Annotated in this window: 15 protein-coding genes, 1 tRNA gene, 1 other RNA gene and 1 pseudogene; 15 read left to right on the top strand and 3 right to left on the bottom strand. The window is 58.8% G+C overall.

Annotated elements, in window-relative coordinates; all coding sequences use genetic code 11:
* The first annotated feature begins 26 nt into the window (after positions 1-26).
* The 15 genes and pseudogenes from CWM53_RS23880 to CWM53_RS23805 all read left to right on the top strand — a co-directional run bounded on the left by CWM53_RS23880 (position 27) and on the right by CWM53_RS23805 (position 20,251).
* On the top strand, positions 27-1,421 hold the full coding sequence (locus CWM53_RS23880) for an ankyrin repeat domain-containing protein (protein ID WP_100676318.1): 1,395 nt from the start codon (positions 27-29) through the stop codon (positions 1,419-1,421).
* A gap of 119 nt (positions 1,422-1,540) precedes the next feature.
* A tRNA-Pro gene (locus CWM53_RS23875) sits at positions 1,541-1,617 on the top strand.
* A 34-nt stretch (positions 1,618-1,651) separates the two neighbouring features.
* Positions 1,652-1,783: non-coding RNA, RtT sRNA (locus CWM53_RS23870), on the top strand.
* A gap of 844 nt (positions 1,784-2,627) precedes the next feature.
* Entirely contained in the window at positions 2,628-4,235 is a 1,608-nt protein-coding gene (gene dppA / locus CWM53_RS23860) for a dipeptide ABC transporter periplasmic-binding protein DppA (protein ID WP_061153008.1), read from the top strand.
* A 134-nt stretch (positions 4,236-4,369) separates the two neighbouring features.
* Positions 4,370-5,389: a dipeptide ABC transporter permease DppB gene (gene dppB, locus CWM53_RS23855; protein WP_008806900.1), complete on the top strand. Its 1,020-nt coding sequence runs from the start codon at positions 4,370-4,372 to the stop codon at positions 5,387-5,389.
* 9 nt (positions 5,390-5,398) lie between these two features.
* A complete protein-coding gene (dppC, locus tag CWM53_RS23850; protein ID WP_074386990.1) occupies positions 5,399-6,301 on the top strand; it encodes a dipeptide ABC transporter permease DppC in 903 nt (300 codons plus the stop codon).
* Between the two features lie 10 nt (positions 6,302-6,311).
* Positions 6,312-7,295, top strand: a complete 984-nt coding sequence (dppD, locus tag CWM53_RS23845) for a dipeptide ABC transporter ATP-binding protein (protein WP_061153010.1) — start codon at positions 6,312-6,314, stop codon at positions 7,293-7,295.
* The gene (gene dppF / locus CWM53_RS23840; RefSeq protein ID WP_061153011.1) at positions 7,292-8,305 is read left to right on the top strand and encodes a dipeptide ABC transporter ATP-binding subunit DppF; all 1,014 of its coding nucleotides are present in this window, start codon (positions 7,292-7,294) and stop codon (positions 8,303-8,305) included. Before dppD ends, dppF begins: the two co-directional genes overlap by 4 nt.
* A gap of 514 nt (positions 8,306-8,819) precedes the next feature.
* Positions 8,820-9,356 carry a cellulose biosynthesis protein BcsO gene (gene bcsO / locus CWM53_RS23835; RefSeq protein ID WP_100630997.1) on the top strand — a complete coding sequence of 179 codons (537 nt, stop codon included), beginning with the start codon at positions 8,820-8,822 and terminating at the stop codon, positions 9,354-9,356.
* A gap of 1 nt (position 9,357) precedes the next feature.
* Positions 9,358-10,150: pseudogene (locus CWM53_RS23830) on the top strand (cellulose synthase operon protein YhjQ/BcsQ).
* Positions 10,151-10,169: 19 nt separating this feature from the next.
* Positions 10,170-12,281, top strand: coding sequence for a UDP-forming cellulose synthase catalytic subunit (gene bcsA / locus CWM53_RS23825; protein ID WP_061153014.1), 2,112 nt, complete (start codon positions 10,170-10,172; stop codon positions 12,279-12,281).
* Complete coding sequence (gene bcsB / locus CWM53_RS23820) at positions 12,278-14,710, top strand: cellulose biosynthesis cyclic di-GMP-binding regulatory protein BcsB (protein WP_100630998.1); 2,433 nt, start codon at positions 12,278-12,280, stop codon at positions 14,708-14,710. Before bcsA ends, bcsB begins: the two co-directional genes overlap by 4 nt.
* The gene (locus tag CWM53_RS23815) at positions 14,710-18,762 is read left to right on the top strand and encodes a cellulose biosynthesis protein BcsC (protein ID WP_074386993.1); all 4,053 of its coding nucleotides are present in this window, start codon (positions 14,710-14,712) and stop codon (positions 18,760-18,762) included. The genes bcsB and CWM53_RS23815 overlap by 1 nt, the downstream gene beginning before the upstream one ends.
* The gene (gene bcsD, locus CWM53_RS23810; protein WP_008806909.1) at positions 18,762-19,238 is read left to right on the top strand and encodes a cellulose biosynthesis protein BcsD; all 477 of its coding nucleotides are present in this window, start codon (positions 18,762-18,764) and stop codon (positions 19,236-19,238) included. The genes CWM53_RS23815 and bcsD overlap by 1 nt, the downstream gene beginning before the upstream one ends.
* 11 nt (positions 19,239-19,249) lie before the next feature.
* Positions 19,250-20,251, top strand: coding sequence for a glycosyl hydrolase family 8 (locus CWM53_RS23805; RefSeq protein ID WP_074386995.1), 1,002 nt, complete (start codon positions 19,250-19,252; stop codon positions 20,249-20,251).
* 106 nt (positions 20,252-20,357) lie between these two features.
* On the opposite strand, the gene bcsG is transcribed toward CWM53_RS23805, so the two are convergent.
* From bcsG to bcsE, 3 genes are read right to left on the bottom strand one after another with little or no spacing between them, the layout of a single operon-like run.
* The gene (gene bcsG / locus CWM53_RS23800) at positions 20,358-22,037 is read right to left on the bottom strand and encodes a cellulose biosynthesis protein BcsG (protein ID WP_100676316.1); all 1,680 of its coding nucleotides are present in this window, start codon (positions 22,035-22,037) and stop codon (positions 20,358-20,360) included.
* Positions 22,034-22,231 (bottom strand): cellulose biosynthesis protein BcsF, encoded by a 198-nt coding sequence (bcsF, locus tag CWM53_RS23795; RefSeq protein WP_004204976.1) that lies wholly within the window; start codon positions 22,229-22,231, stop codon positions 22,034-22,036. The genes bcsG and bcsF overlap by 4 nt, the downstream gene beginning before the upstream one ends.
* The gene (bcsE, locus tag CWM53_RS23790) at positions 22,231-23,784 is read right to left on the bottom strand and encodes a cellulose biosynthesis protein BcsE (RefSeq protein WP_074386997.1); all 1,554 of its coding nucleotides are present in this window, start codon (positions 23,782-23,784) and stop codon (positions 22,231-22,233) included. The genes bcsF and bcsE overlap by 1 nt, the downstream gene beginning before the upstream one ends.
* Positions 23,785-23,854 lie beyond the last annotated feature (70 nt).

Here is a 23,854-nt window from a genome sequence, read left to right as displayed (position 1 = left end):
GCTCGAACTTTTCATGGAGAGAAAGGATGAAGGTAATAAAGGGGTTGGCCTTGCTGTGCCTGTTGATGCTCGCGGGCTGCCAGTCTGAGGAAGAGACCAGCCAGTTCCTGCTGGCCTGTAAATACGATGCGCCGGCGACGATCGAAGCCATGCTGAATAACGGCATTGATGTGGATGGTCAGGATAAAACCGGCTTAAGTGGCTTGATGGTCGCTGCCGCGGAAAATCGTCGCGATGTGGTGGCGTTACTGCTTAAGCGTCAGGCGAAGCCGAATCTCCAGACGCGCCAGGGCGTGACGGCGCTGATGTTGGCGGCGGCGCGAGGCAGCGATACCGCGATTATCGGCGATCTTCTCCAGGCGGGAGCGGCGGTGAATCAGACCACCATCGAGAAGAGCACGCCATTGATGTCCGCCATTGCCGACGGCGGGGACGTCAGAAACGACTATCAGCATATTCTGGCAATGAAAAAGCCCGATGCGCCTGTCGAGGAGGAGAGCGCGCTGGATAAAATTGTCGGCGCAACGGCGGCGAAATCGCTGGCGACGGGTAACCGCGCGCTGATGACCGAAGACATGGCGTTACAACTGGCACCCGGCGCCTTTAAGAAGAACGTCGACGAAATTGTGGCGCTGCTCCTCAAACACGGGGCGGACGTGAAGGCCGTCAATGCTTCAGGGGAATCGGCCTTTTTCCTCGCGGTCGATCACGCGCGTTCGGCGGAAACCATCACGACGCTGGCCAACGCCGGGGCGGACACCAGCCTGGCGGATAAATCCGGCACCACTCCGCTGATGCTGGCGGCGGCGGGGGATGATCCCAATCTGGTGCTGGCGCTGTCGGCCTCCGGTGTGGAGGTGGATAAGCCGAACCGTGAAGGGCTCACGGCGCTGCAGGTGGCGGCGGGTCAGGGGTCGCCTGCGGTGATCGCGGCGCTGGTGCAGCGCGGCGCAAAGGTGGACCAGCTCTCCGCCAACGACCTCAGCCCGCTGATGCTGGCGGTCAAAATGAATAATAAAGCCAGTGTCGAGGCGCTGCTTGAGGCTGGCGCCAGCGTCAATCTCAGCAATAAGGCCGGCTATACGGCGATTGGCTACAGCCGGGCCGGCGAGGTTCGCCAGCTGCTGCTGGCGCAGCATGCCGAGCTGAAGGGGCAGGCTGCGCATATGGCGCAAAGCGAACTCCAGTTTTGTGCCAATGCCTTTGCCGACAAGCTGGCATACAGCGACATCGCCCGCGCGGTAAATAACGATACCCGCCCGGATATCATGCGCCATCAGCAATCCTGTCCGGAGCTGGGGGAACTGACGATGCTGCTCGGGGAATTTAAATTCAACCCGGCGGGCTCGACCTATCTCGGTGAGCCGGTGACCTGTAAGGTATCCGAGTATCGCAAAGCGTTTGAGGTGACCTGCCGCTGAAAACGATGACCAACCGGCGATTCGCTGCTCAGGCTGCTGAGTTTCTCGCCGGTTGAGCGATTTTTTGAAAATAAGGCATTGACGGGTAGGCATCCCAGCAGTAAGATGCGCCCCGCATTCGGTGATTGGCGCAGCCTGGTAGCGCACTTCGTTCGGGACGAAGGGGTCGGAGGTTCGAATCCTCTATCACCGACCAAATTCGAAAAGCCTGCTCAATGAGCAGGCTTTTTTGCATCTGTATCCTGTGAGGATGAGAACCTCCGGGGGCAGAGGTTCGACTCGAGCGAAGCGAGAGAACGTTGCGACAGCAACGGCCCGCAGGGCGAGCCACGAAGTGGCGAGTCATCCTCTATCACCGACCAAATTCGAAAAGCCTGCTCAATGAGCAGGCTTTTTTGCATCTGTAGCCTGTGAGGATGAGAACCTCCGGGGGCAGAGGTTAGAGGTTCGGCTTGTGTTCCGTAGGCCCGCGCAAGCGTAGCGCCGCCGGGCATTATCCGTGTGCTACCGGCCAAAAATTCCACCAGAATCACAATTAACGTCTTTACCCACGTTTCCAGCCAGCTATTCGCTATTTTGTGACATCTTCCATTGCATTTTTTTATCGATGAACAGATCTTTTTTCGCGAAGCTTATGGCTAAATGTAGCATTTTCCGCTGTGCGCTTTAACGTTCGCGCTATTAATCGCTCACATATTGGTCACACAGCAAGAAATTTTTCTCATTTGTTGGAATTGTTTCCCTCTGCGTGTTGCAAATTATTAAGGTCTTTATTCTGCTTATCGGCCCGTAGCATAAATTTCTCTGCTGAAAATAGCGCCTTGAAGTTTTTTTAATCTTTGCCTGCCGTTTCTCACGCTGGATGTAAAACCCGGCTGGCTGTATTGACGTTTCCCCATTCTGTTGACAGATTGTAGGGCATGAGGGGCATTTCATGGAGAATCCGTACTGCAACTCAGTCGTTTTTGCGAAAGGAATCCCCATCTCTCTCTACGCCTTCGGGCACCACCGACTGGACCGGGTATATTCTAAATAGTTCGAGCTGCGGAAAGGCGGCAAGTGTACGAGCTCCCCTGAGCATAGATAACGATGTGACTGGGATGATCGAGCGCAGCCAACGCATCCGTCGTTTGAAATAGGACGAATAAAAATAAATAAAGGTCCGGCGGATATATGCAAACAACATCACAGTTTTGGAGCAGAATAATGAGTATTTCCTTGAAGAAATCAGGGATGCTGAAGCTTGGTCTGAGCCTGGTCGCCATGACCGTCGCCGCCAGCGTGCAAGCGAAAACCCTGGTTTATTGTTCTGAAGGCTCGCCGGAAGGCTTTAACCCACAGCTCTTCACCTCTGGCACCACCTATGACGCCAGTTCCGTACCTATCTATAACCGCCTGGTCGAATTTAAAACCGGTACGACGGAAGTTATTCCAGGGCTTGCTGAGAAATGGGAAGTCAGTCCTGATGGCAAAACCTATACTTTCCATCTGCGTCAGGGCGTGAAGTGGCAAGATAATAAAGACTTCAAACCAACCCGTGACCTGAACGCCGATGACATCGTGTTCTCCTTCGATCGCCAGAAGAATACCAATAACCCGTACCATAAAGTTTCTGGCGGCAGCTATGAATACTTTGAAGGGATGGGTCTGCAGGACCTGATTAGCGAAGTGAAGAAAGTGGACGATAAAACCGTCCAGTTCGTCCTGACTCGCCCGGAAGCGCCGTTCCTCGCTGACCTGGCCATGGACTTCGCCTCTATCCTCTCGAAAGAGTATGCCGATAACATGCTGAAAGCCGGCACGCCGGAAAAAGTGGACCTCAATCCTATCGGTACCGGCCCATTCCAGCTGCTGCAGTACCAGAAAGATTCCCGCATTCTGTATAAAGCCTTCCCGGGCTATTGGGGTACCAAGCCGAAGATTGATCGTCTGGTCTTCTCTATCACCCCGGATGCTTCCGTGCGCTATGCCAAGCTGCAGAAAAATGAGTGCCAGGTGATGCCGTACCCGAACCCGGCGGACATCGCGCGCATGAAGGAAGATAAGAACATTACCCTGCTGGAACAGCCGGGCCTGAACGTCGGTTATCTCTCCTTCAACACTGAGAAGAAACCGCTGGACGACGTCAAAGTTCGTCAGGCGCTGACCTACGCGGTTAACAAAGAAGCGATCATCAAAGCCGTTTACCAGGGCGCAGGCCAGGCGGCGAAGAACCTGATCCCGCCGACCATGTGGGGCTATAACGACGACGTTAAAGACTACACCTACGACCCGGAGAAGGCGAAGCAGCTGCTGAAAGAAGCGGGCCTGGAAAAAGGCTTCACTATCGACCTGTGGGCGATGCCGGTACAGCGTCCGTACAACCCGAATGCCCGCCGTATGGCTGAAATGATCCAGGCCGACTGGGCGAAAGTCGGCGTCCAGGCCAAGATTGTCACCTATGAGTGGGGTGAATATCTGAAGCGGGCGAAAGCGGGCGAGCACCAGACCGTAATGATGGGCTGGACCGGTGACAACGGGGATCCGGATAACTTCTTCGCGACCCTGTTCAGCTGCGCCGCGGCGAAAGACGGCTCCAACTACTCGCGCTGGTGCTATAAGCCGTTTGAAGATCTGATTCAGCCGGCCCGCGCTACCGACGACCACAACAAGCGTATTGAACTGTACAAACAGGCTCAGGTAGTGATGCATGACCAGGCTCCGGCGCTGATCATCGCTCACTCCACCGTCTATGAGCCGGTGCGTAAAGAAGTCAAAGGCTATGTGGTGGATCCGCTGGGCAAACACCACTTCGATAACGTCTCCGTCGAATAATAAGCACGATGCCTGACCCCCTCTCCCCGCGCGGGAGAGGAAGGGGGCGTATTCCCGCTATTCCGGGGAATGCTTTTGTGAGCAATACAGACGCCCTGTCGCCAGGCGGGGCGTCACTAGAGAGAATCCGGGTTATGTTGCAGTTTATTCTCCGACGTCTGGGACTAGTCATCCCGACATTTATCGGTATCACCCTTCTCACCTTTGCCTTCGTCCATATGATCCCCGGCGATCCGGTGATGATTATGGCGGGCGAACGTGGTATTTCCCCCGAGCGTCACGCGCAGCTGCTGGCCGAAATGGGCCTTGATAAGCCGCTGTGGCAGCAATATGCCCATTACATTTGGGGCGTACTGCACGGTGATTTAGGCATCTCGCTGAAAAGCCGCATTCCCGTGTGGCAAGAGTTTGTCCCGCGTTTTAAAGCCACCCTTGAACTGGGCGTTTGCGCGATGATTTTCGCCGTCGCCGTCGGTATTCCGGTGGGCGTGCTGGCTGCGGTAAAACGCGGCTCCATCTTTGACCATACCGCCGTGGGTCTGGCGCTGACTGGCTACTCCATGCCTATCTTCTGGTGGGGCATGATGTTGATTATGCTGGTTTCGGTGCAACTGAACCTGACCCCGGTCTCCGGGCGTATCAGCGATACGGTGTTCCTTGACGATACCTTGCCGCTGACCGGCTTTATGCTGATCGACACCGCCATCTGGGGTGAGCAGGGCGACTTTATCGATGCCTTAATGCATATGATCCTGCCGGCTATCGTGCTGGGCACTATCCCATTGGCGGTGATTGTGCGTATGACCCGCTCGTCGATGCTGGAAGTGCTCGGCGAAGACTACATTCGTACCGCGCGCGCCAAAGGGCTGACCCGGATGCGGGTGATTGTGGTCCATGCCCTGCGCAACGCGATGCTGCCGGTGGTCACGGTCATTGGCCTGCAGGTGGGCACGCTGCTGGCGGGCGCGATCCTGACGGAAACCATTTTCTCATGGCCTGGTTTAGGCCGCTGGCTGATTGACGCGCTGCAGCGTCGCGATTACCCGGTGGTGCAGGGCGGGGTGCTGCTGGTGGCGACGATGATTATCCTCGTCAACCTGCTGGTCGACCTGCTGTATGGCGTGGTGAACCCGCGTATCCGGCATAAGAAGTAAGGGGCCATCATGTCACAAATTACTGAGAATAAAGCGATTGCTGCACCGGTGCCAATGACGCCGCTGCAGGAGTTCTGGCACTATTTCAAACGCAACAAAGGCGCGGTCGTCGGTCTGGTGTACGTGGCGGTGATGATTATCATCGCGGTGTTCGCCAACTTCCTCGCCCCGTATAACCCGGCGGATCAGTTCCGTGATTCGCTGCTGGCGCCGCCGTTCTGGCAGGATGGCGGCAGCCTGGCGCATCTGCTCGGCACCGACGACGTGGGCCGCGATATTCTGTCGCGTCTGATGTACGGCGCCCGCCTGTCGCTGCTGGTGGGCTGCCTGGTGGTGGTCCTGTCGCTGATCCTTGGCGTGGTGCTCGGCCTGGTGGCGGGCTATTTCGGCGGAGTGGTGGATTCCATCATCATGCGCGTCGTCGATATTATGCTGGCGCTGCCGAGCCTGCTGCTGGCGCTGGTGCTGGTGGCTATCTTCGGGCCATCTATCGTCAACGCGTCGCTGGCGCTGACCTTCGTGGCGCTCCCACACTATGTGCGTCTGACGCGTGCGGCGGTGCTGGTCGAGGTCAACCGCGACTACGTGACCGCTTCCCGCGTGGCGGGCGCCGGCGCGATGCGCCAGATGTTCGTCAATATTCTTCCCAACTGTCTCGCGCCGCTGATCGTTCAGGCGTCGCTGGGCTTTTCTAACGCCATTCTCGACATGGCAGCGCTGGGGTTCCTCGGCATGGGCGCACAGCCGCCGACGCCTGAGTGGGGCACCATGCTCTCCGACGTATTGCAGTTCGCGCAAAGCGCCTGGTGGGTGGTGACCTTCCCGGGTGTGGCGATCCTGCTGACGGTGCTGGCATTTAACCTGATGGGTGACGGTCTGCGTGACGCGCTCGATCCCAAACTGAAGCAGTAAGAGGTTCGAGATGGCGTTATTGAATGTAGATAAATTATCGGTGCATTTCGGCGATGAGAACGCGCCGTTCCGCGCCGTAGACCGCATCAGCTATAGCGTGAAGCAGGGTGAAGTGGTTGGCATCGTCGGTGAATCCGGCTCCGGTAAATCCGTCAGCTCGCTGGCGATTATGGGTCTGATTGACTATCCCGGCCGGGTGATGGCGGACAAACTGGAGTTCAACGGCCGCGACCTGCAGCGCATCTCTGAAAAAGAGCGGCGTCAGCTGGTGGGGGCGGAAGTGGCGATGATCTTCCAGGATCCGATGACCAGCCTCAATCCGTGCTATACCGTCGGCTACCAGATTATGGAAGCGATCAAAGTTCATCAGGGCGGCAATAAGCAAACACGCCGCCAGCGGGCCATCGACCTGCTGAACCTGGTGGGCATTCCCGATCCGGCGTCGCGGCTCGACGTTTACCCGCACCAGCTTTCCGGCGGGATGAGTCAGCGCGTGATGATCGCGATGGCGATTGCCTGTCGGCCAAAACTGCTGATTGCCGATGAACCCACCACTGCGCTGGATGTGACCATTCAGGCGCAGATCATCGAGTTGCTGCTGGAGTTGCAGCAGCAGGAAAATATGGCGCTGGTGCTGATCACCCACGACCTGGCGCTGGTGGCCGAGGCGGCGCATAAAATTATCGTCATGTATGCGGGTCAGGTGGTAGAGACCGGTGACGCGAAAGATATCTTCCGCGCGCCGCGCCATCCGTACACCCAGGCGCTGCTGCGCGCGCTGCCGGAGTTCGCTCAGGATAAGGCGCGTCTGGCGTCGCTGCCGGGCGTGGTGCCGGGGAAATATGACCGTCCTGTCGGCTGCCTGCTGAACCCACGCTGCCCCTATGCCACGGATAAATGCCGTAGCGAAGAGCCCGTACTGGCGGATCTCAATGGCGGCCGTCAGTCTAAATGCCACTACCCACTCGATGATGCCGGGAGGCCTGGATTATGAGTACGCAAAAGGCCACCACGCAACAACCGCTGTTGCAGGCCATTGATCTGAAAAAACACTATCCGGTGAAGAAGGGGATATTCGCCCCGGAACGGTTGGTGAAAGCGCTGGACGGCGTCTCCTTTACCCTTGAACGCGGTAAAACGCTGGCGGTGGTGGGGGAGTCGGGCTGTGGTAAATCGACGCTGGGCCGTCTGCTGACAATGATTGAGGTCCCGACCGGCGGTGAGCTGTACTATCAGGGTCAGGATCTGCTTAAGCACGACCCGCAGGCGCAGAAGCTGCGGCGGCAGAAAATCCAGATTGTGTTCCAGAACCCGTACGGTTCGCTGAACCCGCGTAAAAAAGTGGGGCAGATTCTGGAAGAGCCGCTGCTGATTAACAGCAGCCTGAGTAAAGATCAGCGCCGTGAAAAAGCGCTGGCGATGATGGCGAAGGTCGGTCTGAAAACCGAACATTACGATCGCTACCCGCATATGTTTTCCGGCGGTCAGCGCCAGCGTATCGCCATTGCCCGCGGGCTGATGCTGGATCCGGACGTGGTGATTGCCGATGAGCCGGTTTCCGCGCTGGACGTTTCGGTACGTGCCCAGGTGCTGAACCTGATGATGGATCTGCAGCAGGATTTAGGGCTGTCCTACGTGTTTATCTCCCACGACCTGTCAGTCGTCGAGCATATCGCTGATGAAGTGATGGTGATGTATCTCGGCCGCTGCGTGGAGAAGGGCACCAAAGACCAGATCTTCAACAATCCGCGCCATCCGTATACTCAGGCGCTGTTGTCGGCGACCCCGCGTCTGAACCCGGACGACCGTCGCGAGCGGATCAAGCTGACCGGCGAACTGCCGAGCCCGCTGAACCCGCCGCCGGGTTGCGCCTTTAATGCACGCTGCCGTCGACGCTTTGGTCCATGCACCCAGCTTCAGCCGCAGCTTAAGGATTACGGTGGCCAACTGGTGGCCTGCTTTGCCGTCGATCAGGATGAGAATCCGCAAAAACCCCACGCCTGATGGCGCGCTCCCGGTCCCCGGACCGGGAGTTTCTCTTCTGCCTGAGAGGAAACCTGGCAACAGCGTTCATTGTTGCAATTTCTGCCATACTCTCGGAGCATTCTTCGTAGATTATCCGAAAAAATAAGCCTTTCAGTCCATTTTTATAGAATTAAAGAGAAATTAAAATGGTTCAGGTTTATTATTTCATTTATCCAATGCCATGATTTTTTCATGGTTTAATATATTTATATGAAAACGGCCGGGAAGCGCGGTGGTACGCGGAGGTTAAGGATGAGCGCATACCTAAAAAATGGGGCTATCATTCTGAAAGGGAAGTGTTAGTGTAGTGATACTTCTGCCGTGGAATCACACCGAAAATCAAATTCTAAACTATTATATCCCTGTCAATCGTGTTGTATTGGTACGACTAAGCTGGCATTTATCTGCCATACAAGAAACGTCACGATGTTTTCTAATACCAAGAAAATAACAACAAACTTAATATGAAATTTTTAAAATCATGAGGTTATCAATGAACCATTATGATGATCTGCAGCGCTTTCAAGAAAAAACGCGGACCCAAAACCTCAAATTTCAGGATCTTTCTTCGCAAGCCGCCACGCGGGAACACGGCGACTGGGCGATCCTCAATCAGCTGAATCCCGACGCCGGGAAATCTTCTACTCTGGCGCTGGGAGGGTCGGTCTCCGCGCCGCTGCCGCAGCCCGTGCCCGCGGATCTCTTCCAGCGTGTCGACCCCGTGGTCGCGGCGCCAGCCTCACCTCCGGTTGCGCCAGTCCCCCCAGTTATTGCCCCGATCCCATTGCCGGTCGCAGAACCTGCAATGCCGGAACCTGTCGCTCCGGCGCCAACAATGACGACTGCGCCATTGGCCGCGGCGCCGGTACCTGAGCCGGTGGTGACCTCGCCGCCGAGAATGGCCCCGCGGCCTGCGCCGGGCGCCGACAACTATGCCCACCTGTTCGCGGCAAAAACCGCAGAGCCGGTGGCGAAAAATAAAGACCAGCCTTTGAAATCTCTTCTGGAAAGGATCGCAACATGCCGTTGATTTGCGTCTGTTCACCGAAAGGTGGCGTGGGGAAAACGACCCTTGCGGCCAATTTAGCTTATTCGCTGGCTCGAACGGGCAGCAAAGTCCTGGCGCTGGATTTTGACGTCCAGAATGCCCTCCGTTTGCATTTTGGCGTGCCGCTGAGCGATGAGCGGGGCTATGTGGCGAAGGCGCTGGAACTGCATGACTGGAGCCAGTGCGTGCTGAGCGCCGGCAGCAATATTTTCGTCCTGCCTTACGGCGAAGTGAGCGAAGCGCAGCGTCAGGCGTTTGATGAGCAACTGACCCACAATGACCATTTTCTCCAGCGCGGTCTGTCGGCGCTGCTCAACTATCCCGGGCTTATCACCATCGCCGATATGCCGCCGGGGCCTTCACCGGCGCTGAAGGCGTTGACGGGGCTGGCGGACCTGCATCTGATTCCACTGCTGGCAGATACCGCCTCGATGTCGACGCTGGTGCACGTGGAAAAACAGCGCCTGACCGGCGCGGCGCTGAATCATAAGCACGGGCACTATTTCGTCATTAACCAAAGCGATAGCCGTCGCCAGGTCAGCCGGGACGTCACCAGCCTGATGGAAGAGAAACTGGGCGAGCGACTGCTTGGGGTGATCCATCGTGATGAAAGCGTGGTGGAGGCCAATGCCTCGCAGAAGTCGGTCCTTGACTTTAACGCCTCCTCCGCAGCGGCCTTTGATATTGAAATTATTGCTAAAAAAATATCTTCGCTGTTGGGTATCCATATTGGCGATGGCACGGTGCACAGCCAGCCACGCATGTCAGGGCTTTAACTTATTGCAGGGCTGCTGAATGAAAAAATCTCTTTTTTGGTTGCTGGCGCTGGTGCTGTCTCCCGTTGCCGTGCTGGTGGTGATCACGCCGATGGACAGCCAAAAGCAGTATATTTTTGGTCTGCTAAGTATCGGTATTCTCTTTCTGATGGGCTTCAGTAAGCGCCGCAGCATATCGGTCATTATGGTCGTCACATCGCTGCTGATGTCCACGCGTTACATGTATTTTCGTCTCACGCAGACCCTGCACTTCAACTCGTCCATTGAAACCATTCTTGGAATGGGACTCTTTCTGGCGGAAGTCTATATCTGGGTGATGCTGTTACTTAACTATCTGCAGACGGTCTGGCCGCTGAAGCGCGGCATTGTTCCGCTGCCGGATGATATGAGTAAGTGGCCGACGGTCGATATCTATATTCCGAGCTATAACGAACCGCTGGAGGTGGTGCGCGATACCGTGCTGGCGGCACAATGCATTGATTATCCAAAAGATAAAATGAAGATTTATCTTCTGGATGACGGCAAACGCAGTGAGTTTGCCGTGTTCGCCGCCGACGTCGGCGTGGGCTATATCACCCGTAACGACAACAAGCACGCCAAAGCGGGGAACCTTAACCATGCGCTGACCCTGACCCACGGGGAGCTTATTTGCGTTTTCGACTGCGACCACGTCGCCACGCGCGTCTTCCTGCAGGCCACCGTCGGCGGCTTCCTGAAAGATCCGATGCTGGCTCTGGTGCAGACGCCGCACTACTTCTATTCCCCGGACCCGTTTGAACGTAACCTCTCCGTCGGGCGTAACATCCCGAACGAAGGGATGTTGTTCTATGGCCCGATTCAGCAGGGGAACGACAACTGGAACGCCACCTTTTTCTGCGGCTCCTGCGCAGTGATCCGCCGCGAGGCGCTGGCGCAGATTGGCGGTTTCGCCGTCGAAACGGTGACCGAAGATGCCCATACGGCGCTGAAGTTCCAGCGGCTGGGATGGAAATCGGCCTTTCTCGATATTCCGCTGGCGGCTGGTCTCGCCACTGAACGCCTGGTGGTGCACGTTATCCAGCGTACCCGCTGGGCACGCGGGATGACGCAGATCTTTCGCCTCGATAACCCGCTGTTTGGCCGCGGCCTGACCTTACAGCAGCGCTTCTGCTACCTCAGCGCCATGCTCTATTACCAGTTCGCGCTCCCGAGGGTGGTGTTTGTCACCGCCCCGCTGGCTTATCTGCTGTTTAACCTCAATATTATTTACTCTTCAGCGAGCCTGATTGTCTCCTATGCCCTGCCGCATCTGTTCCTCGCCATTTACGTCGGTTCGCGAATGAATGGCCGCTATCGCTACAGCTTCTGGGGGGAGATTTACGATATTGTGCTGGCCTTCCACCTGGTGCTGCCGACCCTGGTGACGATGATTTTCCCCAAACGCGGCAAATTCAACGTTACCGATAAGGGCGGGCTGCTTGACGTCGGTTACTTCGATTTCACCGTGGTGCGCCCGCATCTGGTGGTGGCCTGCCTGCTGGCCCTGGGGGTGGTCGTCGGTATCGTCCGGGCGATAGGCCATGACTACTTTGGCTCGGATCCCAACGTTATCGCCCTGAACGTCGGGTGGGGGATCTACAGCCTGATCTTCCTGCTGGCGGCTATCGCCGTGGCGCGCGAGACGCGGCAGGTGCGAAAAACGATTCGTATCGATGTCGATATTCCGGTGGTGATCCATTACGCCAGCGGTATCGTTTCCCGCAGCCATACCGCGGACCTGTCGATGGGTGGCTGCCGCGTGGCCGCGCCGGATATGCGTCATCTGGAGGATGACATCGAAGAGATTGAACTGATCCTGCAGTCCGGGGCTATCTCCATCCCGGCTCAGCTGGTCACCTCAGACGAGCGCTTCCTGCGCCTCAAGTTTGATGAAGATATTCCTCTCTCGCGCCGCCGTGAACTGGTGCGTGTGGTGCTGGCCCGCGCGGATGCCTGGATTAATCCGCCGCGTCCGCAGGATAACCCGTTCCGCTCCTTCTTCACCATTTTGCGCTGCGTGTTCGAACTGTTCTGGCTGACGTGGAAAACCCGTCGTAGCCAGCGCAACCGGACGCCAGTGGCGAAAACGGCGCAGGAGGATGGGACGTTATGAAGCGATTAACGACGCTGGCGCTGCTGGCAGGGATGTTCTCTGCGCCAGCGCTGCACAGTGAAGAGCCGGTTGCCGGCGCTTCAGCCCCGCTGAGTTTTCCGCAGCTCAACGGCGCGGCGGACAATGAGCCGGGTGACGAACCTCCGGCGGCCTCTCCGGAAGAGGGGACTCCCCCGGCAGCGCCCGCCACCGCAGGCGATGCGACGGTGACGGCCCCTGCGCCAGAGATGCCCGCAGTAACCCCGCCGGTGAGTGAGGTGGCTACGCCCGATGTCATCCCGGTTGCCCCGGTCTGGGGAGGCGATCTGAATCTGGCGCAAATGGGGATGCCGGATGGCATTATCCTCAGCGGCGGCCAGCGGCAAGGGGGCGTTAGCTTTACGCTGCCTTCCGACCAGGTGGTGATCCATTCCCAGCTCAGCCTTGCCGTCCGCGTATCGCCGGAAATGGCGAGCCGCAACGCCACCCTGCAACTGATGCTCAACGGTCAGCCCCTCGGCACCCTGCCGCTGGGTGCCGATGGCGAGGATGTCTCCCATTACCAGCTGGATATTCCGCCCGCGCTGATGGTCTCCAGCAATAACCTGAGCGTGAAGATCAACGATGGCGATACCCTGCAGTGCCAGCGTGACATTCATGATTCGTCGCGGGTGACGGTGCTGCCCACGTCGCATTTCAGTTGGGAAAGCCAGCAACTGAACATCAGCGACGACCTGAGCCACTTCCCGCGTCCCTTCTTTGACAGCATGCAGATGACGCCGGCGGACATCGCGGTCGCCTATGGGGCGAAGCCGTCGGCTGACGTCTTCAGCGCCGCGGCGCTGGTCTCTTCATGGCTGGGTATCCAGGCGGACTATCGCGGCATCGCCTTCAGCGCCCTGCGCGATCGCCTGCCGGAACGCCATGGTATTGTGATTGGCCATCCGGGCGAGCAGGTGGGCGGCATGACGCTGCCGGAAACCGATAAACCGCTGCTACGCATCATCGCCAACCCCGCCAATCCGGCCTATAAGCTACTGTTGATTGTCGGCAAAAACGATACCGCGCTGCGCATGGCCGCCTGGCGGTTGACCCGCGGCAACTTTGCCCCGCAAACCGCGACGCAGGATGTCGAACCGCAGACCATCCCGGTTGGTAAAGCGTACGATGCGCCGCGCTGGATCCCCACCGATCGTCCGGTCAAGCTCAGCGAACTGCTGCGTAAGGATCAAAGCCCGACCGTCAGCGGCGTCTGGCATGAGCCTTTACGTATCGCCTTTCGCGCCGCGCCCGACCTCTATCTCTGGGATGGCGAGACGATCCCGCTGCAGGTTGGCTACCGCTTCCCGTCGGAAAGCTGGATTAATGAGGACAAGTCCCTGCTGAGCGTCACGCTCAACGGCACCTTCCTCAATAACCTGGCGATGAACAAGCAGGGACCACTGGAGAAAGTCTGGCGCCACCTCGGGGGCGATGCGCGCCAGGAGCGCTTTACCATCCCGCTGGCACCTTACCTGATCTACGGTGATAACCAGCTGTCGATGTACTTCAATGTGGTGCCGAAAGATGATGTTCCGTGCTCGGTGCTGCTGAATAACAATATCAAGAGCCGCATCACTGACGACTCCTGGATTGATTTGAGCAAAACGCGACACTTCTCGCTGCTGCCAAACCTCTCCTATTTCGTTGGCGCCTCATTCCCCTTCTCGCGGCTGGCGGACTATTCACAAACGACGCTCATGCTGCCGGCAGACCCGTCTGAGACCCAGGTGGCCACCCTGCTGAATCTGGCGGCGCGCTCCGGAAATGCGACCGGCACCGCGCTGGCGAATAACCGCGTCGTGCTCGGGATGCCGACCGGCGGCGCGGATCTGCAGTCGCTGCGCGAACGTGATGTGCTGGCGGTCACCGCTCTCGATCAGCAGGCCTTTAACCAGAGCCTGCTGGCTGATTCACCCTATCGTCCGGTGGATAACACGCTGAGCGTCCGCGAGCCTGACCTGTGGCAAAAAGTTCAACGTCGGCTGACCGGCGACTGGACCTCGGCCAGCCTCGATGCCGATCGCTACTTCTCATCCAGCAGCGCCTGGCGCGGGTTCATCAGCTATCGTTCGCCGTGGAACGCGACTCGCCTGGTGGTGGTGGCGATGGCCAGCAATGATGACCAGCTGGCGCGACTGAAGACCGATCTGGACTCGCCGCGCATCAACGCCGGGATCCGTGGCGATACCGCGGTGATCACCAGCGATAACGGGGTGCGCAGCTTCCAGGTCAGCACGCCGTTCCCCAGCGGTCAGATGCCGTGGTACATGATGGCCGTCTGGTATGCCAGCCAGCACTCTGGTTTCCTGGCCCTGCTGGGGCTGATTGCCACCTCGATAATGGGACTGGCGCTGACCGCGATGTTTAAACGTCACGCCCGTAAGCGTCTGGGTTCGGGGGATAACTAATGAAAAGAAAGATAACAATAACGATGAAAACCTCCCGCCGGCTTACGACGTTCTGCCTCACCGGCGCCTTAGCGCTTGGCGCTTCTGGCGGCGTGCTGGCGGCAGGTAACGACGCGGCGCTGCAGGCGCTGTTCGCCCAGGCCAACTACTGGCATGAGAAATCGCATGACGAACTGGCGATGGAGTCGCTGCAGAAGGTGCTTTCGGTCGATGCCAATAACACCCAGGCGCTGTATCTGATGGCGCTCTGGTCGCAGCAGGGTGGCGATATGCAGGCGGCGGCGCAGTGGCGCGCCCGGCTGGCGAAAGCGGCGCCGGACAGCCCTGGGCTGCAGGATTTAGACAACGCTAAAAAGATGTCGCAGGTGCCGCAGGGGCAGCTCAGCCTGGCCCGCCAGCAGGCGCGCGGCGGCAATATTCCCGGGGCGCTGGCGACCTGGCGCAGCATGTTTAATGGCAATACGCCGCCTGCCGGGCTGGCGGCGGAATATTACCTGACCATGGCCAGCGACAAATCGCTCTATCCGCAGGCTATCAGTGAACTGCGCCAGTATGTGGCCCAGCATCCGCAGGAGAACGCCCCGCGGGTGGCGCTGGGGAAAGCCTTAACCTGGCGGGAAGAGACCCGCCGGGAAGGGATCGCTATGCTGGAGCCGATGGCCAGCGGCAACAAAGAGGCGGACAGCGGCTTGCGTCAGGCGCTGCTCTGGCTGGGCCCGCAGGCCGGGGATGAGCAGTATTACGATACCTGGATGCAGCGGCATCCGCAGGATAGCGAAGTCCAGAATTACTTTCGCGAACGGCGCAGCGGTCAGGCGCGTGGCCAGGGCTACGCCAATCTGAACAGCGGCAATACCGCCGCCGCGAAGCAGCAATTTGAAGAGGTGCTGCAGACCAACCCGCAGGATGCCGATGCGCTGGCGGGCATGGGCTATATCGCGCAACGCAGCGGCGACTACCAGGCCGCGTCGCAGTATCTGAGCCGGGCGGCAGATCTCGGTGGTGACGCCTCGGCGACTCGTCGCCAGCAGGCGGCCGATGCGCTGTTCTACGGCCAGCTGGCGCAAGCTCAGCAGGCCTATAAGCAGGGCAATATTAGCCAGGCGCTGGCGCTCTCCGCGCCGCTGGCGCAGCAGAGCGGGGCGCGGGGCGCCTCGGCGAAGCTGTTCCGTGCCGATGTGCTACGGCATAACAAAGATTTACCCCAGGCAGAGCAAACGCTGCGCTCGCTGTTAAGCGACGATCCGCAGAACGCGGCGGCGCGGGAAAACCTCTATTACGTGCTGCGCGAGCAGAATAAATCCGCCGAGGCGCAGGCGATGCTGCAGACGCTCCCGCAGAGCCTGCAGCAAAAACTGCAGCCGCGGGTGGTGGCCGGTATGCCGGGCGATGCCGTGCGCCGTCAGGCCCAGGCGCAGGTCAGCAGCGGTAACCCAGGCGGCGCGATTGCCACTCTGCGCGAAGGCGTCGCCCGCTATCCGGACGATCCCTGGCTGCGCCTTGATCTGGCCCGGCTGTTGCAAAAATCGGGTAACGGCAGCGAGGCCTCTTCGCTGATGTCGGCGGCCTATCGCCCCGGCGCCAGCAACAATGCGCTGTATGCCGCCGCCCTGTTTGCCAGCGAAAACGGTGCCTGGCAGCAGGCGCAGACGCTGCTGGCGCGCATCCCCGGCGGCAGCCAGACCAGCGACATGCGCGATTTACGCCAGCGGGTGAACTACAACCTGCAGCTGGTGACCGCCGAAAACTATCTGGCGCAGGGCAACAGCACCGCCGCCAGCAATACCTTGCGGGCGATGGCCTCCACGCCGCCGAAAGCCCCGGCGGACGCCGGCAAGCTGGCGCGGCTACTGGCCGAGAGCGGCGACCTGACCACCGCGGTCTCGCTGGTGCGCAACAATATCAGCAGCGGCGTGTCCGGCAACGCCGGTGATTACGCCGATCAGATTGCGGTGCTGAACCAGGCCGGACTGACCGGCGAGGCGCAGAACCTGCTCAGCAATCCGCAGCTGCAGGCCAGCAGTACGCCGACGCAGCTGGCGAGTATTCGCAATGGCTATGTGATTAACGAAGCCGATCGCCTGCGTGAGCAGGGTAACTACGCCGCGGCGTATGACAAGCTGATCCGCGCCATGCAGAGCGATCCGCAGAATACCGATCTGATGTTCGCGATGGCGCGGCTGTACCAGAGCGGCAAAATGAACAAAGAGGCCGGGGTGGTCTATGACTACCTGATGACGCGCGATACGCCGAACCAGGATGCGCGCGCCGGGGCCATTGATGTGGCGCTGTCGGCGGGGAACAACGATCGCGCCGAGCAGCTGGCCGGTGGCTTACGTCAGGATAACTCCCCGGACCGCCTGCTGCTGCTGGCGAGAGTCGCAGAGGCGCAGGGCCATCATCAGCAGGCGATGACCTACCTGCGTAGCGCCCGCGGCAAACTGCTGGGTATGCAAAGCACCAACAGCAGCGAAACGCCAACCGTCGGCGGGGTGCTGGCGGCAGACAACCCCTTTATCGGCGTGTCGCAAACGTCGGCGCCGACGCGGACCGCTTCCACCTACGGGCAGTATATGCCGTGGCAGGTCGCCCAGTCGGCCGCCGCACCCGGTTCTTCGCTGCCGGGCATCCAGCGGCCCGATCTGCCGGTCGATACCGCCGAGACGCGCATGCTGCGCCAGGTGGACACCATGATGGAGTCGCTGCAGGAGAAAACCGGCAGCTGGCTGCAGGGCGGAATGGACGTGCGTGGACGCGACGGCGAATCGGGGACCAGCAAGCTGACGGAGATCCGGACGCCGCTGACCTGGTCCTCTTCGCCGTTTGGCGATTCGCGCTTTGACTTTACCGTCACTCCGGTGTCGTTGAACGCCGGGACCGCCAGCGGCGACGCCTGGCGTCGCTACGGCGCCAACCCGCTGGCTAACGCGGTCTCCAATATGGTGAGTACCGCCACCAGCGAGCAGGCGGCGATCGCCTCGATGACCGAGGCGGAGCGGACGGCCTATTATGCCAGCAATCCGGGGGCCGAGGCGTTAAGCGGCCTGGGTACCCTGAATGCGGCAGATTTCAATCCGACCACCAGCAGCGGGATGGAAAACCTGGCGAAGCTCGGGAGCTATGATTCGGGACAAGTCGCCAGCTATTTGGCCTCTTCCAGCCTTAAGCCGAACGTTGACCAGACCAGCGGCTCAACCGATTCGCAGAAGGCCAACGGCGTCGAGCTGGCGCTGGCGTTAAGCGGTGACGATTATCGCGTCGATATTGGCAGCACGCCGCTGGGCCAGGATCTCAATACCGTTGTCGGTGGGGTGAAATGGTCGCCTAAGCTGAGCAACTACCTGTCGCTGATCCTGACCGGCGAACGCCGCTCACTGACCGACAGCCTGCTTTCTTACGTTGGTCTGAAAGACGCCTATTCCGGTAAAACCTGGGGGCAGGTGACGAAAAACGGCGGCACCCTGCAGCTGAGCTATGACGACGGCGACGCGGGCTTCTATGTCGGCGGCGGCGGTTACAGCTACCTGGGGCAGAACGTCGCCAGCAACACCAGCATTAACGCCAATGCCGGGGTCTATCTGCGGCCCTATCATGACGAATACCGCCAGTTGCAGACCGGGTTGAGCATGAGCTATATGGATTATTCCAAGAACCTCAGCTACTTCACCTATGGCCAGGGGGGCTACTTTAGCCCGCAAAACTATGTCAGCGTGTCGCTGCCGGTCAGTCTGACGGAGAAATATGATAACTGGACCATGAAGCTTGGCGGCTCGGTGGGCTACCAGTCTTACAGTCAGGATAAGAGCGCCTATTTCCCGACCAATTCGGAGTGGCAGCAGACCCTGGAGACGGCGGTGAGCAATGGGTTTGCCAAGGAAGCCTACTATTCCGCGACCTCGAAGAGCGGCATCGGCTATACCCTGCGCGCCGGGGCGGACTACAAGGTTAACAAACAGATGACGCTGGGGGGCCAGATTGGCTATGACACCTTCGGGGATTATAACGAAAGCACCGCCGGGCTCTATATCCGCTATATGTTGGGAGATCATTGATGATGACGGAGAACAATAACCCGGTAGTCACGACCTGGTTCCAGCAGCAGCAGACGCCTGCCGGATGGTTCGATCTGTTGGTGATTATGGTCGAAGGTATGTTAAATAATGCCGGCGAGCTGGAAAGCCAGCCCTTCCTGCGTCAGATGGGCGCCTCGCTGGCGGAGACCCATCCGCTGCCGGCGTCGGAGACGGTGGGGGAGCTGGAGGCGAATATCAACCGGCTGCTGACCCATTTCCACTGGGGCGTGGTGACGATTGATGTCGGTGAGGATGGCCTGCGCCTGCGCCATCAGGCGTTGCCGGTCAGCCGGGACGACGCGGGACGCGTGCGCTGGTGCAACGCGTTCTGTGCCATACTCGAGGGGTTATATTCTCGCTGGCTGCAGAGTCAGGGAGGCAGCGCTCACGTCGTTTTACAACGCGAGCGGGTGTTCTCCGTCTCTGACGTTCAGTTTCTTTACTACCATCCATAATGAGTGAATTTATGCCCCTGCGTGCTTTAGTGGCGGTGATAGTGACAACGGCAGTGATGCTGGTGCCCCGGGCGTGGGCGGATACGGCCTGGGAGCGCTATAAGGCCCGTTTTATGATGCCGGACGGCCGTATCATTGATACCGCCAATGGCAATGTGTCGCATACGGAAGGTCAGGGTTTTGCCATGCTCCTGGCTGTGGCGAATAACGATCGCCCGGCGTTCGACAAGCTGTGGCAGTGGACGGACAGCACCCTGCGCGATAAGTCTAACGGGCTGTTTTACTGGCGCTATAACCCGGTGGCGCCGGACCCTATCGCCGATAAAAACAACGCCTCCGATGGCGATACCCTGATCGCCTGGGCGCTGCTGCGCGCGCAAAAGCAGTGGCAGGATAAGCGCTACGCGACGGCCTCGGACGCCATCACCGCCTCATTGCTGAAGTATACGGTGGTGACCTTCGCCGGTCGCCAGGTGATGCTCCCGGGCGTGAAAGGGTTCAATCTCAACGACCATCTGAACCTTAATCCCTCCTATTTCATCTTCCCGGCCTGGCGCGCCTTCGCGGAGCGGACGCATCTGACCGCCTGGCGGACATTGCAGACCGATGGACAGGCGCTGCTGGGGCAGATGGGCTGGGGGAAATCACACTTGCCCAGCGACTGGGTGGCGCTGCGGGCGGATGGCAAGATGCTGCCAGCCAAAGAGTGGCCGCCGCGGATGAGTTTCGATGCGATTCGTATCCCGCTGTATCTCTCATGGGCCGATCCGCAAAGCGCTTTGCTCGCGCCGTGGAAGGCCTGGATGCAGAGTTACCCGCGTCTGCAAACCCCGGCGTGGATCAACGTCAGCACCAACGAGGTGGCCCCCTGGTATATGGCTGGTGGCCTGCTGGCGGTGCGCGATCTGACGCTGGGTGAACCGCAGGAGGCGCCGCAGATTGACGACAAGGATGATTATTACTCTGCCAGCCTCAAGCTGTTGGTCTGGCTGGCGAAACAGGATCAGCGTTAGAGACGGTGATTGATTTGCCGCCTTCCCCGCCCGTATGCATGCGGGTGGGGAAGGTTGAATGGGAACGTCTGACGATGTAAGGCCGCCAACATGGCGGCCTTTTCACTTATTGCGGATAAGGCACCCAGCTACCGCCATTCAGCTGGACATAAGGCTTGCCCTGATACTGGATGACGATGGCGTTGGCGTTTTCGGACACCGCCGCGCTCTGCGGCAGGTTCGCGACATACTGTTGCCAGTTGACGCTGTCCTCGCTGAACATTTTGCCGTCGAGGGCGCGCACCACCAGCTCCGACACCGCCAGGTAACTGCTGGGCTGATCGATGATAATCGGCGCCCCTTCATGCGGCGCCTTCATGCCGAAGAATTTCACCGCCGTCGGGACGTTCGTGATCGACGGGCTCGGGATATCCCGCAGGCCAGAGACCTGCATCTTATCGCCTTTCAGCGCGCCACCGTGTTCCGGCACCACCACCACCATCACTTTCCGCCCCGATTTCTCGAGCTCGGTGAAGAAGTTATCCAGGTCATCAAACAGCTTCTGCGCCCGCACTTTGTAGTCTGCGGTTTTGCTTTGCCCCGGGAAGTGGTTGCCGTCATGCAGCGGCAGGGTGTTATAGAAGGTGGCGCTCCGCGGATTGCTGCTGGCCTCTTCGGTCTTCAGCCAGCGGTTGAGGACCGCCAGATCCTCATACACCGGCGAGCCGTCAAACGCCTGCAGGCTGACCGGCAATCCGGTCTGGTCCATCAGGGGGCTCTGCATGCCGCCCAGCGAACGCAGCTCTTTCAGGAAGTCGCCGAACAGACCGTTATGGCCGAGCATCAGCTGCTGGTTAAAGCCGAGTTTCGCCAGATTTTCAAACAGGTAGCAATCGGCGCCGGACGGCTGATACAGGTTGGTATGCGACAACTGACCGCAGCTGGCGCGCAGCAGGCGCACCGCCGCCGGGCCGCTGTAGGAGGTTGCGGAGTTAAAGTTCTTGAAGACAATATCAAAATGCTTCCACAGCGGATGGTCCATCAGCCCGGCGGCTTCAATATCCGACCAGGAGAGAGAACAGATATTGATCACCAGCAGGTCAAACGGCTGCGCATCCGCCGGCAGCTGGTCCGGGAACGGTGTCTTGCGCTTCTGCTCGGCGGCATAGAAACCGTTCAGCCAGTTGGTGAGATTGGCCGATGTCGGCGGCTCGGTCTGCGGCGGAATATCGCTGCTGGCGGGGCTGGTCGCGGCGCCAGCGGCGGCGTTGGCCCCGGTATTGGCCGGCGCGGTCGTGGCGGCGGCCGTGTTCTGCTGACCGGCGGGCCACAGGGTAAAGGCCGGCAGCAGCGGGCTGACCGCCAGCCAGACGACCATCGCGGAGACAAACACAGTGACGCGCAGCCACTGGCTGATAAATAGCCACAGCACCAGTAAAACAAAGAAGGCGCCGACCATGCTCCAGTTGATAAAGCGGACGATCAGATCCCAGACATAGCTGGCGCTGAAGCCGGCGATTTGCGAGCCCTGACTAAAAAGCGTCTCCGGACCAGGCAGCCAGGTATCGTGCCAGAACAGCGCGAAGCCGAGCGGAATAGCGATCCAGTGGCGGATACGGTGCAGTTTTTCGCGCGGGATCGGCACCAGCAGAAAGGCGAGAAACACCAGATTCAACATCGGGTGGAAATTGAGATACCCGGCCCACAGCAGGGCAAACTTGACCAGAAAGTAGAAGTTCCAGCCGCCAAGTCCGCGCCAGTACTGCCAGAGCGGAAGCGGTGTCGCGGTCGGTTTAGTGTTTGTCATTTGTTCGCTTTGCCTTGCTTAACCGTTGTTCCCCGGCGTAATACGCCCGCCGGTTTCACGTAACGGGGTTTAAAGAACATCAATCTTAACGTCGTGCGAATACGGCGCTGGTAGTGGCGCGTCAGGTAGCCCAGCGGAAAAAACAGCAGGGCGCAGAGCACCACCAGTTGCAGAATATCGGCGATAGACATCATCAGGCTTGTTCCTCACGGGTGGTTAACCGGTGTGGTTCGGGGTAGCGTCGCCAGTGGCGTCCATCGTGGGTGGCGTTGATGGTTTCGTTTTTATCTATCGACAAGGGCAGCGGCGTGTTCCAGTGCGCGGGCTCGACGCCGCGCATGATCACGATTTCCGAGAGGATCTGCTTGTCTTCAAACCACACCATGCGGTTAGAAAAAATATCGCCGGTCGGCAGCGGGAAAATGTGGTTTAGCGCGGTATCGAGGTCATTGATCCGGCAAAACGACAAAAACAGCACCAGCCGGTTATTGCCGATAGTCATGATATCGCCCATCCGGTTGGGTTTGCATAACGTCAGCGCCTGCTCAACGCGCAGTCCCGGCGCCGGGCGCAGGGCCACCATCACGCCTTTGCTGTCGGCGGGCAGCAGGGTATTGGCCATCACGTTCTGTACCGCTTCGCAGAAGGCATCCCACTTCTGGTAGCCGCGCAGCTTTAACGGCTGGCTCCAGGTCAACAGCGTGGCGAAATCCTCTGGAATATGGCGGGAGAATTTTTGGTTCTGCACGCTTTCGATCAGCGTCAGGCAGCGGGAGAGCGACGCGCTGCTGGGGATCACCAGACTGGCGCCGCTGCTGAGCAGCAGGCGTTCATCGGTCGCGCGCAGGCTGGGCGTTTGTTCACGGACAATAATTTTCAGCGCCGTACCGCGCTGACGACGCAGGGTATGAATATAGCGTCCCAGCTGTTCAATTTGCGTATTCTGGGTAATGGAAAAGAGTAACGTGGCCGCTTGTGCGGTGCGCCCGGCGTTGAAGACGTCGTCGTTAGTATCAAACAGTCTCCAGTATTCCGACAGCGGCGGGGCGCCTTCCAGCACGCGCATATTGCTGAGGATCACCTTCTCATCGCTACGTGGCTGAACGCTGGTTTCAGCCTCCTGCGCCAGCCGCCAGCCGGCATCATCGCGTTGCACCATCAGTTGCTGCTGGGCGCTGATGCCTTTCTCGCTTCCCCACCAGGCAATATCAAAGAGATGTCGGTCACCCTGGTAACGAATACTTGCCAGGCCGGAAAGGGAACGGTACTCGCGTAATAATGGGGTGAGCTGCCGATCGATATCCTGGGCGGAATTGATCGCTAAGAAAGCGCAATGGTGATATTGCGCCCAGCGGCTGGTCTTTTCCACCCAGGCGCATAGCTTATCCTTATTTATATTTTGCCAGGTATTTTCAGCGCATAGCAGAATAAACAAGTAATTGCCAGGTTCGAGGGTGCAGACTAAATCACGATGTATTTCTTCCAGTGCTTCCGGACGATTCGGTAGGGTGAACAGCGCGATATTATCCGGGCCACCTTCATTATCTAATGAAATGATATTATTAGGTTTGTTTCCCATTACCAGCGCGGCGATCTTGCTGTTTTTCGCCTGCGCGGCCAGCGTCTGATTAAACAGACTGACGGCATCGGCATAACGGTCAACATTGAGCCACCATACCCCACCGACCGGCATATGGCACACTTCATCCCATAATGATGAAATACCCAAAGTAAATACACTATCCACGGCATCCCTCGTGCGCCCTGATTGACACTGGATAAGTTTACTAGCGAAACCGGCAGAGTAAACCTAACAT

This window comes from Klebsiella sp. A-Nf5 (assembly GCF_002810545.1).
GTDB lineage: Bacteria > Pseudomonadota > Gammaproteobacteria > Enterobacterales > Enterobacteriaceae > Klebsiella > Klebsiella variicola.
Note: the sequence above shows the minus strand (reverse complement) of the source record. Positions and strands in the feature narration are given on the sequence as shown.